The organism is Gimesia sp. (assembly GCF_048262075.1).
Classification (GTDB): Bacteria; Planctomycetota; Planctomycetia; order Planctomycetales; family Planctomycetaceae; genus Gimesia.
In genome coordinates this window covers 74,556-92,249 of sequence record NZ_JBLXFK010000004.1, presented here as the reverse complement: position 1 = coordinate 92,249, position 17,694 = coordinate 74,556, and the positions used below count along the sequence as shown (strand labels likewise).

17 protein-coding genes are annotated in these 17,694 nt (G+C 50.5%); 4 read left to right on the top strand and 13 right to left on the bottom strand.

Annotated elements, in window-relative coordinates:
• Nucleotides 1-21: 21 nt before the first annotated feature.
• From ACN0YH_RS10065 to ACN0YH_RS10015, 11 genes are all read right to left on the bottom strand, one after another.
• Nucleotides 22-936, bottom strand: coding sequence for a hypothetical protein (locus tag ACN0YH_RS10065; RefSeq protein ID WP_417379447.1), 915 nt, complete (start codon nt 934-936; stop codon nt 22-24).
• The gene (locus tag ACN0YH_RS10060) at nt 933-2,972 is read right to left on the bottom strand and encodes a serine/threonine protein kinase (RefSeq protein WP_417379446.1); all 2,040 of its coding nucleotides are present in this window, start codon (nt 2,970-2,972) and stop codon (nt 933-935) included. The genes ACN0YH_RS10065 and ACN0YH_RS10060 overlap by 4 nt, the downstream gene beginning before the upstream one ends.
• Nucleotides 2,973-3,080: 108 nt before the next feature.
• Nucleotides 3,081-3,305 carry a PLDc N-terminal domain-containing protein gene (locus ACN0YH_RS10055; protein WP_417379445.1) on the bottom strand — a complete coding sequence of 75 codons (225 nt, stop codon included), beginning with the start codon at nt 3,303-3,305 and terminating at the stop codon, nt 3,081-3,083.
• Nucleotides 3,306-3,523: 218 nt separating this feature from the next.
• Nucleotides 3,524-3,748: a PLDc N-terminal domain-containing protein gene (locus ACN0YH_RS10050; protein ID WP_417379444.1), complete on the bottom strand. Its 225-nt coding sequence runs from the start codon at nt 3,746-3,748 to the stop codon at nt 3,524-3,526.
• Between the two features lie 55 nt (nt 3,749-3,803).
• The gene (locus tag ACN0YH_RS10045) at nt 3,804-4,466 is read right to left on the bottom strand and encodes a hypothetical protein (protein WP_417379443.1); all 663 of its coding nucleotides are present in this window, start codon (nt 4,464-4,466) and stop codon (nt 3,804-3,806) included.
• A 220-nt stretch (nt 4,467-4,686) separates the two neighbouring features.
• Complete coding sequence (locus ACN0YH_RS10040; protein WP_417379442.1) at nt 4,687-5,484, bottom strand: hypothetical protein; 798 nt, start codon at nt 5,482-5,484, stop codon at nt 4,687-4,689.
• A 213-nt stretch (nt 5,485-5,697) separates the two neighbouring features.
• Nucleotides 5,698-6,780: a dipeptidase gene (locus ACN0YH_RS10035; protein WP_417379441.1), complete on the bottom strand. Its 1,083-nt coding sequence runs from the start codon at nt 6,778-6,780 to the stop codon at nt 5,698-5,700.
• Between the two features lie 78 nt (nt 6,781-6,858).
• On the bottom strand, nt 6,859-7,341 hold the full coding sequence (locus tag ACN0YH_RS10030; RefSeq protein WP_417379440.1) for a DUF423 domain-containing protein: 483 nt from the start codon (nt 7,339-7,341) through the stop codon (nt 6,859-6,861).
• Nucleotides 7,342-7,392: 51 nt separating this feature from the next.
• Nucleotides 7,393-7,974 (bottom strand): DJ-1/PfpI family protein, encoded by a 582-nt coding sequence (locus ACN0YH_RS10025; protein ID WP_417379439.1) that lies wholly within the window; start codon nt 7,972-7,974, stop codon nt 7,393-7,395.
• Between the two features lie 24 nt (nt 7,975-7,998).
• The gene (locus ACN0YH_RS10020) at nt 7,999-8,877 is read right to left on the bottom strand and encodes a sulfite exporter TauE/SafE family protein (RefSeq protein WP_417379438.1); all 879 of its coding nucleotides are present in this window, start codon (nt 8,875-8,877) and stop codon (nt 7,999-8,001) included.
• A gap of 12 nt (nt 8,878-8,889) precedes the next feature.
• Nucleotides 8,890-9,036 (bottom strand): hypothetical protein, encoded by a 147-nt coding sequence (locus ACN0YH_RS10015; RefSeq protein WP_187781903.1) that lies wholly within the window; start codon nt 9,034-9,036, stop codon nt 8,890-8,892.
• Nucleotides 9,037-9,219: 183 nt separating this feature from the next.
• Between ACN0YH_RS10015 and dprA the strand changes: the two genes are divergently transcribed.
• Genes dprA through ACN0YH_RS09995 form a run of 4 tightly spaced genes read left to right on the top strand, consistent with a single transcriptional unit; the run spans nt 9,220 to nt 12,656 of the window.
• Nucleotides 9,220-10,350 carry a DNA-processing protein DprA gene (dprA, locus tag ACN0YH_RS10010; protein ID WP_417379437.1) on the top strand — a complete coding sequence of 377 codons (1,131 nt, stop codon included), beginning with the start codon at nt 9,220-9,222 and terminating at the stop codon, nt 10,348-10,350.
• Nucleotides 10,351-10,391: 41 nt separating this feature from the next.
• A complete protein-coding gene (locus ACN0YH_RS10005) occupies nt 10,392-11,069 on the top strand; it encodes a class I SAM-dependent methyltransferase (RefSeq protein WP_417379436.1) in 678 nt (225 codons plus the stop codon).
• 15 nt (nt 11,070-11,084) lie between these two features.
• Nucleotides 11,085-11,909 carry a ferritin-like domain-containing protein gene (locus ACN0YH_RS10000; protein WP_417379435.1) on the top strand — a complete coding sequence of 275 codons (825 nt, stop codon included), beginning with the start codon at nt 11,085-11,087 and terminating at the stop codon, nt 11,907-11,909.
• Between the two features lie 18 nt (nt 11,910-11,927).
• Nucleotides 11,928-12,656, top strand: a complete 729-nt coding sequence (locus ACN0YH_RS09995) for a hypothetical protein (protein ID WP_417379434.1) — start codon at nt 11,928-11,930, stop codon at nt 12,654-12,656.
• Nucleotides 12,657-12,663: 7 nt separating this feature from the next.
• Here ACN0YH_RS09995 and ACN0YH_RS09990 read toward each other — a convergent pair whose 3' ends face one another.
• The gene (locus ACN0YH_RS09990; protein ID WP_417379433.1) at nt 12,664-14,181 is read right to left on the bottom strand and encodes a sulfatase; all 1,518 of its coding nucleotides are present in this window, start codon (nt 14,179-14,181) and stop codon (nt 12,664-12,666) included.
• Nucleotides 14,182-14,231: 50 nt separating this feature from the next.
• A complete protein-coding gene (locus ACN0YH_RS09985; protein ID WP_417379432.1) occupies nt 14,232-17,366 on the bottom strand; it encodes a PVC-type heme-binding CxxCH protein in 3,135 nt (1,044 codons plus the stop codon).
• Between the last annotated feature and the right edge of the window lie 328 nt (nt 17,367-17,694).

Genomic DNA, 17,694 nt, shown 5'->3' with positions numbered 1-17,694 from the left:
ACAGACTGATTAGAAGAAAAATTAGTGAGACGACTGGATTGTAGCCTGATCCGACCTGGTTCTCAAATAAACGGCGGATCCTACACACATCAATGTGATCAGACCAAAAACCCCTCCCACCCAGAGACTACGTTCATTCCCAATGTTCTGCTTCCAGCGGGCGAGTAACTGATGTCTCACGGCAGGTGTATTATCAATTTCCACATACGCCCGGAACATATCCTGCTTGAATGGCTCTCCTGATTTCAACACATCACCAAAATCATGTTCTACCGTCTGGAAGTAAGGGCGGCGGTAGGCGGTCTGCCGAAACAGGTCCGGGTTCAGTTCCCACACATAGCTTTTCAACCAGGGCTCTCGCATCATCAGATTGGTCTGCATCTGTTGCCTTGCTTTCGTTAAAGCATCTTCGAGTGCTTCCTCGCGGGTCGCAAACAGCCCGGACTGAAATACCGGTCGGCTGCTATTTATCAAATTATTTTCCTCTAGCACCGCTGATTTGACTCCCGCGACCACCCAGTCCGGTAATTCAGCAACCTTCTGTTGTGAGGGAGTGTTCTCAACGGTTTTTTGAAGCTCAAAGGGCTTGAGAGCCACCAGGGGTTGATTCCAGTTAATTCGCTCCTCCCCCGCAGCCGGAGGGATCTCGGCTTGAATGCCTTTCATTTTCGGCTTAAGACGGACACGATATTCAACGTCCTGCGGCGAGACTGCAGCCGCTTGCTGGGCAACTTCAGTCGCAGGCATTACCTCAACTCGGTTGTAAGAGAGACCAATAAATAACAGAAAAAGAAATCCCATTCCCATCAGACCCGCGAGGACGAACAGCCGCGAACCGTTCTGCTTGGAAAGATAAAGGACCACAACTGCTGCCACAATAATGATGGTTGGGACCACGACTGCCAAAATCAGCATTTCAAGTATTCCGATCATCATAGTGCGCCCCCTTTCGTTTCAATAAAGCGTAGTTCCGGTGGAATCCAGCTCGCAGAGAGCTGCACAACACTGGAAATAATGGCTGCCCAGCACAAAGCCGGCACCATCGGAAACGCCCAGATGGCTGTAATGATATAGGCGGTAAAGACTGTGATCAGCACAGATAAGACTCGGAATTTTCGCGGACGAAATGAATCGGCGTGCCACCACCAGCGACGGAAACAGAACAGAATACCGAAGAAGATGATATAGCTGAACAGGCTGGGTTGGCCATTCACCAGTACCAGTGAATTCGGGCCGACGGCATCGAACAGTGGTCTCAATCCCAGGTAATCCTCGCGTGCCGAACCAATGGTGGTCATCAGGACTTCTGTCTGTAACAGATAGATGATCGCTCCGACAACAGCTCCGGTCGTCAGCCAGATGATACGGCGTGTGCTCTGATCATAGGTTTTACCTTCGGTCAGCTTCGCGACAGCGATAACACTCCAGGCAGCGACGAGTGTGCCGCAGATTAACAGACAGAACGGCGCGTAATTGTTTCCACTCATCACCCCCCGGGACATATCGCCCATTGCTCCCTGAAAAAAAGAACCATCGGTAAAACAGACCAGTCCCACGACGATCACCAGCGTACAGAACGCTGCTTTGATCATTGAGACCGAGAGATTGTAGAGCCGCGTCCGGTGCGAAATCGCGCGGGGAGTGCGCGGTGTTAATACACGGGAATAATACGGTTTCTGTCGTTGCTGGTTATGTGTCTGCTGGCGGTGTGCTTCTGCTTTCTTTCGTTCTTCTTCTTTTTTTATGATTCGCGTCTTATCCAGATGGGATTCACGATATTGATCATAGTTCTGCGTCTCGTGCGTCTTCTGATTTTTATCCCATAAATTGCTGATCGGCGGCGGCCCCTTCACAATCGCTGCAATTCCTTTGGTAAAAAACAGTCGCCCGAACGCACCCGCCATGACAACGCCTCCACAGAAAAGCATTATGAGAGGGAGACCAAGAATAAATTGTTTAAAACCGGCCCCCTGGCTGGCCATCGTGGCTCCCATCAGTCCGATGAGAAGAAAGAGAAACAGAATCAGCATCGGTGTCAGCGTCAGCAGAGAGTTCACTTCCCGTTTGACATGGGTAGTGTCTTCGTGGCTGGAATCAACAGTCGAATCATCATAGATACCTGCAGGCGTAGCCGGGTGTGAATCAAATGAATCTTCTGGGATTTCGATTGAAGAATTCCGCTGGAAGATCGCGCGCTCAAATTCCTGTTTGAATGTTTTGATGTCGCCGATTCGCTTTTGAGGATCTTTTTCCAGAGCACGTCCCATGACCGCCTGCAAATGTACTGGTAAACGACTCAGGTCCGGCTTTTCTGACAGATGCTTCATCAGAATTTCCGCCGTGGATTCTCCATCGAAGGGAACCACACCGGTGATCATTTCATAAACCATCACACCCACAGCATACACGTCGACTTCTTTGCCATAGCGGCCGCGTGCGACTTCGGGCGCCATATAATAGACGGTGCCTACACTTTGAGTATTGGCACTTCGCCGACTGTGAGTAATGAATTTGGATAAACCAACGTCACCAATTTTGATCGTCTCCCCATCGCGGAAAACATTGGACGGTTTCAAATCCCGATGCACCAGTCCGCGACTATGCAGGTAAGACAGTCCTTCCGAAATGCCCGACAGCCAGTAGCGGACCTGCTCCATCGGCATCCCCTGAGGATACTGATGAAGCGCCTTATCCAGGCCCTGACCGGAAACAAATTCCATAACCACCCAGTGGTCGCCGTCCCGGTCTGTTTTGACATCGAAAATGGTCACCAGGTTGGGATGCTTCAGATTCAGGCACTGCGTCACACCGCGCAACTCAATATCCATATTCTGCTGCAGCAGCTTCAAGGCGACCTCTTTGCCCGAGTCACTCAGTGCATAGTACACCTCACCAAATCCGCCCCGGTCGATGGCGCGCTTGATCGTAAATCCTTCTAAAGGTTTCGATTCTGGTGCAAAGGTGAATTTCATGTTCCATTCCATCCGTTAAACAACATGGCAGTTGTACGGTTTACGATTCAACTCTCAACTATTTAAATAACGTTCTTAAAGTGTCCGTGGATCATTTTTTTCCTGAGATTACTGACCGGTCTGTTTAATCCGTTCCGGTCGACGAATGATATAGTAAAGCAGTGCCCCTATCCCGTTTAATAAGACAATGACTAACACCCAGATAATTTTTTCATTACCGGTTGATGGTTCATATTTCACACAGTCAATCAGCATCCAGATCCAGAGTACAAATAACAGCAGACTCAGAGCCATTGAAATTAAAAAAAACAGTAAACCTAAAATCGACATCATAATTCCAATTTCCATCATGGCACGTATTCATTTGCGCGAGTAAAAAACCCTGTTCGAATAAAGCGACAATATCCCAGCAAAAACTAAGCTCTGGACCAGTCACCAGCGAATCCGGGGTTAAAACGGATCTCCTGGAAACGGGCTCTTCATTTGTATTACTCTTTCTTTTCCATCAATATCGCCTCTGAGGAACGTCAGGCTAAGCATTACTTGTAAATCTAATGACCAAATTCTTCGATCCGCTGGGGACGACGGACGAAGTAATAGAGCAAAGACCCTAGAATCCCGAGAAACACCATCAAGAGTACCCAGATTACTTTATCATTTCCTGTCGATGGTTCGTTTTGCAGACAATCGACAAGCATCCAGATCCACATCACCAACTGCAAGACAAAGAGCGCAATGATCCCGATAATCAGCAGTCCGAATATCATTGAATCCATGAATTTAACTTTCTTATAACACAAACCGGTTAGCGCGAGTAATACCCCAAATCGTTTAGCTGACAACCTCCCACCTGAAACGTATTTCAGGACCAGTCACCAGCGAACCCGGGGTTAAAACGGTTCCCTGTGAAACAGACATCCCATTTACGTCAATTGCCAGCCGGGATCGACACATGACCTGATTTCCCTGTCGATACAGCACCACAGTTCCCGGCCAGTGAGGGCAGACGACATGATTTTCACTGCTCGCTCCCAGCAGACAGGTTTCCGCCATCAGTACGACGCCATCCAGTCGCTGTTGTGGCTGATGATGGCTTGTGAACTCGAGACAGGCGGAAGCACTCAACGCGGTCGGCTGTCGAAAAGTGAGCACTGCATCGGTATTCAGTCTAAGCGCCGCCTGATCACTGAGCAAGACCCGATCATTCACCGCCCGCTGATTATAAAAAACGGGAGCTAAAGCTTCCAGGAAATAGTTCTCTCCGGAACGGGAGATCGACGCATGGTGCCGAGACAGATTGGCCAGTAATGCTAAATCAGCCCATTGAGAACTCAGGCTGCTCGCCATACCGGTTTCCCCTGGACCACCAATTCTCAGTGTCTCGGGTAAGTAGACCAGATACGTGCCGACTCCATCAATCCACAGCAGATAGCTCACACCAGCGGTAGATTTCGCTGACTGATCCTGTCTGGATGATGAAGTAAAGAAGCCCAAGGTAAGTCTCCTGAATCAGGAAGTGAGAGGCACAAGCTGCTAAACGATACACTCTTAATTTTAACGAATAAGATCCGTAAGTGGTTGCTTAGAATCTGTTTTTGCCAGGGATCTCTTAATTTTAATCTGGAGAAGAAACTGGCAAGGGGCAGGCGGCTCTACTCGAATACAAGAACCACCTGCCACCACTCGCGCCAATTTGTTTATCTTTCAGTCGTTTTTACTGAACAGCAACACGATCGCCTGATTTGGTTTTGAAGTATTCATCCATCTGTCTGACAACATCCCGCTTTTCTTCCACTTTGGTATCGACGGGAATCAGTCCTGTGAATTTTCCTTCTGCATCCAGCATCTTTTCTTTGACATCCAGTTGCTTGTTCAAGTCCTTAATCAGACTCTTGGCTCGTGTCAGCTGCGAATTATCAATCTCCAGATTACTGACTGTTTCTGCTGCCTGGACCGATTTCAGACGTGCTTCCAGTTGCTCGATCTGTACTTCCATGTCCATCTTGGCAGACAACATGTTTTCCAGCTTCTCACGATTGGCATCCAGAGCCTTCTGACGTGCCTTCAGAATCTGTTCGTTTCGCTTCAAGGTATCAGTCGCAACTTTATACCGATCGAAACGCTGTGACAGATCACTGCGGATATCGTCTTTACTATAGGTTCGACTTGCATACACAAATTCGGTCTCGTTTGACTCCAGATCTGTTCGCAGTGTGAACATCGCATCTTTCTGCTGTTTCATGGCAAGTTCTGTTTCATGAATCTCACCCTGCAGAGTTTCGACATCTACCTGCTGCTCTGCAATCACATGCATGCAACGACGAATGTCCGGCACCAGATCCTCCACCATTTTACGTGCCCGGTCGACTTCAAAATCAACGGGAACTTCCGACTTGACCGCCTGTCTGACAGAATTGCCGGCAGTTTTCACATAACTCACCACATCGCGGCCAAAGACGAAGGTTCCCAGCGTGGCCAGCACTGCAGCACCTATCACAAATTTCTTACACATGAATATCATTGTCCAGACTCCCTCATTACAACAACAATTGTTCGATTCGGAACAGTAGGCCAAACCGATCGGCCACGTCACAGGGAGTTATTCGCAGCACACTCCTGGTTCTTGAAAGTTTTTCAAAAAGATTGCCTGAAAAACAAAAAACGCTGTATCCCATTGATAAACAACAGGATACAGCGTGAATAGTTCTATTGATTTCTGAAAATCTCAGCCCTGTGGCAAAGCCTTCAGGAAGAAATCCACAAAGTTCTGTGACATGATGCCTTTGATGTCTTCTGAACTGTATCCCCGTTTTTCCAGAATCCCGGCGAACATTCCCAGATCGGCGATCGTATCCAGATCGTGGGGGGTCTGTTCTTTTCCGAAACCGCCGTCCAGGTCCGTTCCCAGGCCGCAATGCTTTGCATTTCCTGCCAACTGGCAGATGTGATCGGTATGATTGGCAATATCTTCCACTGAAGTGGTTTTGGGATCAGAAACCCCAATCGTCCAGCCCGGTTTGATCATCCAGTTATCAAAGGCACAACCGATTACGGCACCGCGTTCGATCAACGCTTTGATCTGCTCATCCGTCAGTTGACGGTCGGCATTCACCAGAGACCGGCAGTTGTGGTGGCTGGCAAGCACGGGTCCCTGGAAGATTTCCAGCGACTCCCAGAATGACTGATCGGCAAGGTGTGTCACATCCAGCAACATACCCACCCGATCCATCTCTTTCAGCAGCGCAGGCCCCTGCTCTTTGAGCCCCCCTTCACTGCCTGTTCCAAAACAGTAGGGACCGGGACCATAATGAGCGGGTCCTAAGATTCGCAGGCCTGCGTCAAACCAGTCACCAATCTGTTCGGGAGACAGAATTGGCGGTGCCCCCTCCATACTCAGGATGAAACCAATGGGAATCGTACTTCCTTCCGCGCGGGCGGCTGTTTCATTGGCTTCCCATTCAGCGACATGACTGGCAAGAGTGCTGCTGTCGGGAATCTCTCTTAAGACGCCTTTCGCCACCATCGCCCGGTAATAAGCCAGCTGCCCCATGGCCACACCATAGGCGGCTTCTCTCGATTGGTAATGCGTCAACGCCGCATCTTTTCGATGCAGTCGTGGCAGCAGTGTGGAGATCGTCATCCCCACACCCCCTTGACGCAGGGCATGCCAGGAAACCGTCGCTTCGCCGGGAATAATATTTTCAAACTGACGTTCAAACTTGCGAATGTCGCTGACGGGTAATTCCAAGTCCCGGTTCCATTCACAGGCATTCCAGGCCATATCAAGGTGTGCATCAAAAATCAGCATAGGTTTCTCATTCTGAAAAGAAGGTGGGAATGATCGTAGTCGATCATTTTATATTATGATGGTCCTGCAAATCAGGTATCAGGTGGAGGCAGGAGTTTCGGGACCTGTCACATCGATTGAATTTCCGCCACAGGAACAGATTCCAGCAGCAAAAGAAAACCAGCCGACAATGAACAGCGTTCCCCCGATCGGGGCAATGGCTCCCCAGAAAGTCTGACCACTGAGTGTTAAAACGTAAAGACTTCCAGAGAAAAAAATGATCCCCAGCAGAAAACACCAGCCGGCGAGATTCAACAGTTTTTTCTTCTGCGAAGTCAACCCGGCAAATCCGACCAACAGCAAAGCAATAGAGTGGTACATCTGGTACTGCGCGCCGGTCTTGAAATCGTTCAGATATTTCTGCGCCGTCGGCACTTCCACGCCAGTCACTTTTTTTACCTGCCCGGCATATTCCTCAGCAAAATAGCCATCAAGGAAATGTGCGGCAAAGGCTCCGAAAATCACCGCCAGTCCGCCCAGCGCTGCACCAATGGTCGACCAGTTAATAGAACAACACGACATCCACGTCTCTCCCCGATTAAAAGTGATACCGATACTTCAGTGTCACGAATATTACAACTCGATTTTGGTTCCCAGCACTCCCAGAAACGCCGCCAGCCACTGCGGATGAGCCGGCCAGGCAGGTGCGGAAACCAGGTTTCCATCCACGTGGACGCCATCAATGGGCGTTTCCACAAACGTGCCTCCGGCGAGAGTCACCTCGGGCGCACACGCCGGGTAAGCCGTACAGCTTTTGTCTTTCAATGCACCAGCGGCAGCCAACAGTTGAAGCCCATGACAGATAGCAGCGATCGGCTTGCCTGCGGTCGCAAACTGCCGTGTGATTTCGAGCACGCGTTCATTCAGGCGAATGTATTCCGGCGCCCGTCCGCCGGGAATCAGCAAAGCTGTATAATCGTCTGCATTCACATCAGCAAAGGTGGCATTCAACGTAAAATTGTGTCCCCGTTTTTCAGAATAAGTCTGATCGCCTTCAAAATCGTGAATTGATGTGCGGATGATCTCACCCGATTTTTTATCGGGGCAGACCACATCGACTTGGTATCCCACCATCGTTAAAGCCTGAAACGGGACCATGATTTCATAGTCCTCTACATAGTCACCCGTTAAAAACAGGATGGATTTTTTTACCATTCTCTCATCTCCACTTACGATGTTTTATCCTGCCAGCAGAAACACCAGCCGCGACCCAATCATAAGAGCCACAGAGAGTAATAACCAGCCAAACTGCCGTCTCAACTGCAGCCCTTTGAGCCGTGCATTCAAATCCGACCCCAGCCGGGCTCCCACCGTTCCCCCGAGCAGGAGTGCGATTACTATCATGATACTGATATTGCCATGCCAGGCGTGAGCGATCGTTGACTGGAATGCCACGATCCAGACGATCACCAGACTGCAGGTGATCGCTCGATGGGTCGGAATCCCCAGACCGAAAATCAGTACGGGAAATAACAGGATGCCTCCACTGATCCCTAATAAACCGGAGACCAGTCCCAGCGCCAGACCAAACCAGGCGATGACCGGAATCGAAAGGGGGCCCTCCACTAAACTTGGAAATCGGGCCACAGGCGGAACCTGAAAACGATCCATAAACAGCGTGCCGCTCAATTCAGAATCATCGCGACGGGCGCTCCGCAGTGAGAGCACCCCCAGTCCGGTCAACATCAGAAAATATGCAATCAATACCACCAGATCCGCAACAATGATATTCCTGCCATTGAGTTGAACCGAAGCAGACGATTTCGCGTGTTCCAGAATCCCTGTTCCGGCAATGACACCTAATAACAATCCCCCGGTAATCACCAGAGGAAAAGCCAGATCTCGAACTTTGATCTTCCGTGCCAGCAGCGAAGTCGTCGCAGGCCCCAATACCTGGCAGGCACTGGCTCCCACAGCCAGTTCCATGGGAATTCCCAGCACAATATTCAGAATAGGAACCAGCAGAAATCCTCCCCCCACTCCGAACATTCCCGCCAGGAAGCCAATCAGGCCTCCCGCAGTGGAAATCAGAAAAAAGTCGATCCATCCAAAACCCATAACGCCGCCGCCTCAGATCTGATAATCAGGGAAAATGTAATCGTCGTCTGAGTTGTTGTTCGAGCGATCCTGCCATTGATTGAAGATCCAGTTCACAATCACGCCCCATAAAACGGGAATGATGATGCAGGCAATGATAAAGAAGATCTTGTCCAGCATTTACTTGACCTTATCGGAGTTCAGAATGGTGTGCTTCGTGTTTAGAGGCTGCAGGCGGCTGCTGTCAAGTGTGAACAGTCGCTTCCCCGGAAATGAGAGCTGATCTTAGTTGTTTTTTCATCACTTTTCTGAGAGCATGTACGTTCGTGAATCACCACAGCCATTCCTCAAGGTTCAGCAATTATGGGCGAGTCAATAGAGGCCTCGGATCTGCCATTACTTGAAATGATTCAGTTAAATCTGATTCGGGGAGTCGGCCCGCGAATTCGTCGAACGTTATTGGACCAGTTTGGCAGCCCGGCTCAAATTTTGAATGCCCCCCGCCAGGAATTACTGAACGTCCCGGGTATAGGCACAAAACTGGCCGACGCCATCATCTATCGCGAAGCAAAATCAACGGCGGAAGACGAACTCCGGCGCTGTCGCGAATCCGGTTACCAGATCTTATTTGAAGAGTCTGCCGAGTATCCCTCACTCCTGCGAGAAATGCCCGATCCCCCTTCGTTACTCTACTGTAAAGGGAGCCTGCTGCCGGAAGACGAACTGGCGGTCGCGATTGTCGGCTCACGCAAATGCACCCACTACGGATTACAGCAGGCAGAAAAGATTGCCGCTGCGCTGGCACGCGCCGGGATTACTATTGTCAGTGGTCTCGCCCGTGGAATCGATCAGGCAGCTCACACTGGCGCACTCAAAGCGGGGGGACGAACCATCGCCGTCATGGCGACCGGCTTGGCTCATATTTACCCTCCCGAGCACAGGGAGCTTTCGGAACAAATCGCCGGTCAGGGAGCCATTGTCACCGAGTTCCCCCTGGATCAGGCGCCTGTCGCCGGCCTGTTTCCTCAGCGTAATCGTATTATCAGCGGATTTTCCATGGGCGTGGTCCTCATCGAAGCGGGTCGCAAAAGTGGAGCGTTACACACTGCACGACACGCTTATGAACAGGGGCGCGAAGTCTTCGCAGTCCCCGGTCGCATTGATCATCCCGCCAGTTTCGGTTGTCACGATTTAATTCGCGATGGCGCCATGCTTGTCCGGGATGTGGATGATATCCTGGAAGGACTGGGCCCGGCGAAGACACCGGTGATGACAGCGCAGAACCGGGAAGTCCATACGCCACGCGAGCTCTCGTTAAGTGAATTTGAACGTGATATTCTGAATCTGGTCACGCTGGAGCCACAGCATCTCAACGAAATCGTTCAGTCGAGTCACCTCGATTCCTCGCGGATTCTTTCCACACTGACGATTCTGGAAATGCGCAAAGTGGTCAAACGCCTGCCTGGAGGTTACCTGGTTCGTGCCATGGGATGATTACGATTCCCAATCCAAGTAAAAATGATTAACATCTCGGTATGAATTCTCCATCCGAAGCAAGCGCCGCTGGCCAGGCCGTCTATTCTAAACGTATTTTATCAATCTACGATCTCTGGGTCCTGGGCATTTCCAACTCACTGATCTGGAAATGTCGTACCCGAAATATTCTGAACTGGATGAACCAGGGCCTGACCGCCAATCATCTGGATGTGGGGGTCGGCACTGGTTACTATCTGGATCATTGCACATTTCCAGATTCGAACGTCAGACTGGGCCTGCTCGACCTGAATCCGAACAGCCTCGCCACCGCCGCCAGTCGAGCCGGCAGATATACTCCAGAAACTTATCAGGCAGATATCCTGCAATCTCTGCCCGAGCAGCCACAAAGATTCGATTCGGTCAGCCTGAACTATCTGTTACATTGCCTGCCTGGCGATCTGACTTCGAAGTCGACTCTATTCGATCATCTTAATCAGTGGTTGAACCCGGGAGCGATTATCTCGGGATCGACTATTCTGGCAATAGGTGTTCCTCGCAGCCTGTCCGCCCGCAAATTAATGAACTTCTACAATGAGAAAAAGATCTTCACTAACGGCAGAGACAGTCGAGAGGAGTTACAATCTCAACTCCAGAGTCGCTATACTGACGTGGAACTGAAAGTGACTGGCTGTGTGGCCCTCTTTCGTGCCCGCTACACTCCTTCAACAACAAATTGACTAGCATTGATCAGCATGGAAATTCGCGAGTTTGCAGAACGGGTTCTCCTCAGTGATTCACTGGAAGCGAAATTGAAACCCGCCCCTCCGATTTTAACAGACAACCACCCGGGAAAACCGCTGCGCGTCAAAGAACCGATGCGTCCGGCGAATCTGCAGTTCGCTGCCCCTCGTACCGCGCCCGCTATGCCGAAACCAGTTGCATTGGTGGAGCAGGAAAAGCGGGCGCTCGCGCATCACATCATGGCGAACCACGAACTGCAGGCATTGGAAGTGATGGCCTATATTCTGTGCGCCTTTCCCGATGCACCAGCGGAATTCCGCCAGGGCATGTGCGCCATCATGGCGGACGAACAACGGCACACCCGTATGCATAAAGAACGAGCCTCCATCCTGGGACTGGAATTTGGCGATCTGCCTGTGAACTGTTATATCTGGAAGAAGGCCCTCAGCTACGAAAGCCTGCTTGATTACCTGGCCGGCCTGCCTTTGACTTTTGAAGGACGCAACCTGGATCACACTGGCGAATTCGAGCAATACTTTCTGGATGCCGGCGATCAGCGGAGTGCCGCTTTGATGAAGGTCGTCTATCGCGATGAAATCCAACACGTTGCCTTTGGTTTGCACTGGTTGCGTCAGTTAAAGCCCGAGCATCTCTCAGACTGGGAAGCTTACGAACAGCACCTGCACTGGCCGATTCGCGCTGCCCTCTCTGTAGGAGATACGTTCAACCGCGAAGCTCGCAGGGAGACTGGTATGACAGATGAATTCATTGACCGACTCTACCAAGCTGCTCACTCCGATGAGCCCCCTAATCAGAAACCAAAAAATCTCGATTGAAGTGGCAGGAAACCAATCATGTTTCAACAAGATCGAGCCCGCTGGAACAAGGTGATCTTCGTCGACTGGCATGGAGTACTCTCACACGATCCCTTCTGGATATCCATCCTTCAGAATGAACAACATCCACTCCACTCATCGCTCTCGAAAGCTGCTAAAAAACTCTTTGAGAAAAATGATGATCTCGTTCGAGACTGGATGCGGGGAGACATCACAGCCAGCCAGATCGTAGATGGACTGCAGATTGAACTGGAGCCAGAATTCCCACGTGATTATCTGACACGTAAATCAGTCGACGACTGCCAACTGATGCGGGTTAACATTCAATTACCTCCGCTGTTACAGGCAGCACAACAGACAGGTACAGCCATCGTCCTGGCGACCGACAACATGGACTGTTTTCATGATGCGATTTTAAAGGCCAGACAGACGTCGACGCGATTGAGAGCGACAAAAACCACAACATTCAGTACAACAGCCAGATTGTTCGATGATGTACTCTGCTCCAGCACACAACGCATGTTAAAACGCGAAGATCCCCAACGCTTTTTCGCAAACTGGCTTTCGTCTCATGCGCTTGATTTCAGCGATGCCCTGTTGCTGGATGACCTGGAAGTCAACTGTAGTGCGTTTCGTGCTACTGGTGGGACAGCGATGCAAATCACGCTAGAGTCACTTGAAAATAATGCGGACAAAATCTTCGCAGAAATTGATTTCCGGCTGCGTATAAATAACAAACGATTTTAATGGAGAGCTACCTGACTGTTTTTTTCTTGCCCCGTTTTTTTCGTTTGGTTTCCAGACTGGGATGTTTTGGACCGCCGCCCAGGTAAGGATGCTTTTCCAGTTCATCCCCCTGCCCCAACTCGCGGGGATCGTGGGTGGCCACCAACTGCTGTTGCAGTTCTTTTGCCAGTTTCGCTTTGATCATCTGGTACATCGGGTCGGCAGCGACATTCTGTAACTGATCGGGATCGTTTCGTAGATCATATAGTTCTTCCGCCGGTAATTTTCCGAATGCAAGATTATACAGTCGACGATGATTCGCATCCTTATCTTTATTCTCCACCATATAGGTCTTGGTCGGGCCATTGTCACAGTCGCCATACCAGGTGCCGGGAATAGCCGCGTGCTGATAATCGGGTGTGCCCGCCGGCCAGCGGTCGGGGCGGTAATTGTGAATGTAAAGAAAATCATCCGTACGAATCGCCCGACAGGGATAGCCCCCCATATCGGGTGCTTCCTGTGAAGGGACATGCCGTTCCTTACCGAAGATAATTTCGTCTCTGTTGTCAGCGATTCGGCCTGATTGGGAATCCGTCAGGACATTCATCAGACTGCGGCCGGTCACATCCATCGGGATTTTCACCCCTGCTGCTTCATAATACGTAGGTGCCAGATCAATCAGGCTGACAAAATCGGTGACCGAGCGGCCGGGCTTTATTTTTTCGGGCCAGCGAGCCGCGAGAGGCACACGTGTCCCCGTATCATATAGACAACTTTTCCCACGCGGGAACGGCATGCCATGATCGCCGGTCATGAATACGATGGTGTTATCGAGTTCGCCTTTTTCTTCGAGTGACTTCAGCGCATCGCCCACCAGTTTATCAAACCGTTGAACTTCAAAGTAGTAGTCGGCAACATCACTGCGGACAACCGGTGCATCCGGAAAGCAGGCCGGCAGTTTGATCTGGGAGAGATCCATTCCACTTTTCACCCCGGTCCCCGCTTCATAAGGACGATGTGGATCACTGCTGCCCAGCCAGAAGCAGAAAGGTTCTCCCTGTTTCTGATGCTGCAGAAAATCCTGAAAACTCTTAAAGCGTTTTCCCGCCAGTTCGCGACCGGCAGTCTCCGTGCGCCCTGGGCCCCAGGCTTTTCCGGTATAACCGACCTGGTAACCGTGTGCTTTGAGTATTTCCGGATACGTTTCGAGCTGATCAGGAAAAATGCAGTGCAGGTTCGCGCCCGCTTCGAGCTGCCAGTGATATTTACCGGTCAGAATCGCTCCTCGCGAAGGAGTGCAGGAAGGTGATGAAACATAGGCATTCTGAAACAACACACCTTCGCGTGCCAGTCGATCAAAGGTAGGCGTTTTCACGACCGGATCGCCATAGGCGCCCGCATGTGGCCAACCCCAGTCATCAGCGATGGCGAACAGAATATTCGGTCGTTTCTGCTGTTCGGCGGCGTGTATATTTGAGACTACACACTGGAAAACAAGGAACACAGAGAGGGAGAGACAACGAACTACTAAAGAACCATTAAACATAGCGCACCTTTAACGGCTGGAATCAGAGGAATCAGGAGATTGATTCTACTTTACTTGCGGTTTTGCAGGTACGCAAGTAAATCCCGGATTTCCTGTTGTGTCAGACGCTGCTCGAGGCCTTTCGGCATGATGGAGGTTGGCGATTCTTTCATTATTTCAATCTCATCGCGGGCAATCCGTACTTCAGAGAGATCCGCGGTCCTGAGATAGACAGTATCCGTCGATTCGCGACTGATGACTCCCGTATAAATACGTCCGGCATCGGTCACCACCAGATAGGAACGGTAACCACGCGCGAAGCTGGCACTGGGTAAAGCGATCGCTTCGAGCAGATCCGTCCCGGTACGAATGGCACCGATTTTTGTCAGATCGGGCCCCACTTTGCCTCCAGTACTCTCTACCGCATGACAGCCTGAACAGGCCGCTTTCTTACCAAAGAATATTTTGCGGCCTTCTTCCAGACGCCCTTCTGTAAGAAGTGGCTTAAGTGACTCCAGATGTGCTTTCTGTTGCGCCAGATCAACCCCCAGTTTTTTTAACAGCGGTGTAGCTGCCTGCTGGACCGATTCGGGATACTTTTGCAACAGGCTCGCCAGCTCGTCTGCCGACAAGTTTGTTGCCGCGGATGAACCATTCAGTCCGGTAATCAATGCCTGCCCCACCCCTTCATCCACACTTTTCGCATAAGCTCTCAACAGGACCGGTAGAGCCAGTGGCCCTGGTGAATCCAGTTGCTTAGACAACTGGATCAACTGTTCGGCGGAATGAGGTAAACCCGATAATGCTCTCGCTGCCGCCAGTCGATCCAGAGGTGGATACTCTTCATTCATGCGAGACATGAGAAAATCGAACGTACCCTGATCGATACTTTTTAAATGAGATCCGACAGCAGATAATGATTCAATTCGTAGTGAGGCAGGCTGTTTCACACCCAGCGCTAATGACGTTAACTGTTCATTGAGATCAGGCAGATCATGTGATTGAGCAATCCGGACGACGAGAATCTGTAACTCCGGATCGTCTGTCTTCAAAACCTGCTCCAGAGCAGAACGCCAGGCGACAGGAAACTCTTTCAACGCAGAACGCTGAATGACTTCCAGCAGAATCGCCTTGGCAGGCTCTGATGTTTCATCACTCGTCAGTGACTGAGCAATCAGTGATTGCACTTCGGGATCAGCAGACTGCGCGACCAGAAAACCCCGCAGTACAGCAGCCCGCTCCGGACTCAGCTCCGCTTCGCTCAACCAGGTTTTCAACAGCGTCAAAGTTTCGCCGGCCCACCCCTCATGTTCTCCGATTATCGTCAGAGCCTCTTTCTGCAGAGCCGGATCATCGGTGTCCAGCAGGGGGGTTACCAGTTCCCGGGTCAGATTACCCGAGTTCATCTGGTCCAGAGCAATCAACGCCGCGCGGCGGACAGCCGGACTGGAATCATTTAAACCTCTGAGAACCAGATCGCGGTTGTCAATCCGAATCAAAGCATAGATGAGGGCATGCTCCAATGTTCGATCTGGAGAACCGGACTTGATTACATTAAAAAGAGCATCAATAACCGGCTGCAACTGCTCATTCGATACAGTTTCACGTCGGCCCGCTTCACAGATGCGCCCCAAGGCCGTTGCAGCAGTTCGCTGCACAGCGGGATGATTCTGTTTCAATAATTGAGTTAATTCATTAACGGATTGAGAAGATCGGAGCGTCCCCAGCGCTTTCGCCGCCGTCATTTGCACACTCTCGGAAGAATTCAAACCACCTTGAATTGCTGCTGCTGCTTTGTCTGTTCCGATTCGCGATAATGTCCAGACCGCATTACGTTTACTGGTGTCATTATAAAAGGAACCACGGGGTGAATCGATGACTTTCGCAAGTTGGGGCACAGCCAGATCACCAACCCCGGCCAGCTCTTCAATCGCCTTCTGTTGCACAAACGGACGGGTATCATTCAGCAACTGCAGCTTGCGATTAGGTGACAATGATTTCCAGTCCAGCGCTAATCCATATGGATCCTTGAGCTCGGGTGTGCCTGTCTTCCGGATACGATAGATGGCACCATGAATGTCTGGTTTTGAAATTTGAGACTGCGGACAGCCAATACGGAACCAGCCACCAGTGTTAATGACTAATAGACTGCCATCAGCGTCTTCGATGATATCAGTGGGATGGAAGTCGGGATCATCTGATACCAGAAAGTCTTCTTCTTTGGTTTCAAACGTGGCTCCGTTGCGTACCAGTTGGGAACGAATGACTTTGTGTGTATTAAAAATCGTCGTAAATATATTGCCCTGATATTCCGGTCCAAACTGGGAACCGCGATAACGTAACATCCCGGAAACGGCGACGTGACCAAAGCGGGTGATCGGCCCCAGCAGATCTCCCGTGCGTTTGAATTCAGCGACACAATCCTCAAAGTGAGGATACACGCCTCCCTCCATCCAGTGCACCAGACAGTCCACGCGAGGTCGTGTCATCAGAATGTTGACCGAACCGATCATTTCTCCTTCGGGGGTGAAGTCGATCTCGACCGGATTGTCCATCCCACCTCCACAGTGCACTTGGATATCGGAGCCATCAGGATTACAGGAAAAGATCCGGGCAGCCAGACCTTTACTCGTCACTTTTCCATTTTTGTCTTTGAATTCATGACCATGCCTGCCATCACACCAGTAGAGCCGTCCTTCCGGACCACGAAAACATCCGTGGATGCTGGCAGCGTTACCGGAGAAGCCAAACGAATCGACGATGATTTTCCGTTCATCCGCCACCCCATCATCATCATGATCCGTCAGCTTCCAGATATTGGGAGGGCTGGCGACATAAAGGGATCCCTCGTGCCAGAGCGCCCCCATCGGCAGAGTTAATTTATCTGCAAAGACCGTACTCTGATCAAAGCGTCCGTCGCCATCCTGGTCGACGAGCATTCGAATCGTACTTTTAGGTTCTTTAATCAATTGCGGGGCGCGTGTGTTTTCTCCCGAACTCTCAGCAATGAACAACCGCCCGCGATTATCAAATCCTGCCATCATCGGATATCTGGTTAGCTCGCTGCTGGTGACCCGTTCGATGCTGAATCCGTCTGGGACGCGGGGCAGATCTTCCGCTGTGATTTTTTCTAATGGGAAATTCCCAACAAGAAACACGACAACAACAACGTTTAAGATCGATTTGTAATTCGATAGAAGTTTCACAGCAGACACCTTTATCAGGCAGGAAATAAGTCAATGGATGACGGTACCCGGGTAAGCTTGCAACGAGGACCTGACATTGTAAACAAAGTAAATAATGTACACAAACAGGATTCTGAAGAATTCATGAGATTCTCAGCTATACAACACCCAGAGTGGTCGTGTGCAAATTTGATTGTGTGAAATGAACTGCATTTGCGAGTGGATTTCTCATGTCCTGGTTTCACTGTAGGTTCGCACGCTGAAAAAACAAAAAAACACATCTTATTCCGGCAGCTTCGGGCGGCAGACTTCGCAAAATAACTGTTTTCGTCGCGAACTGGCGGTATAC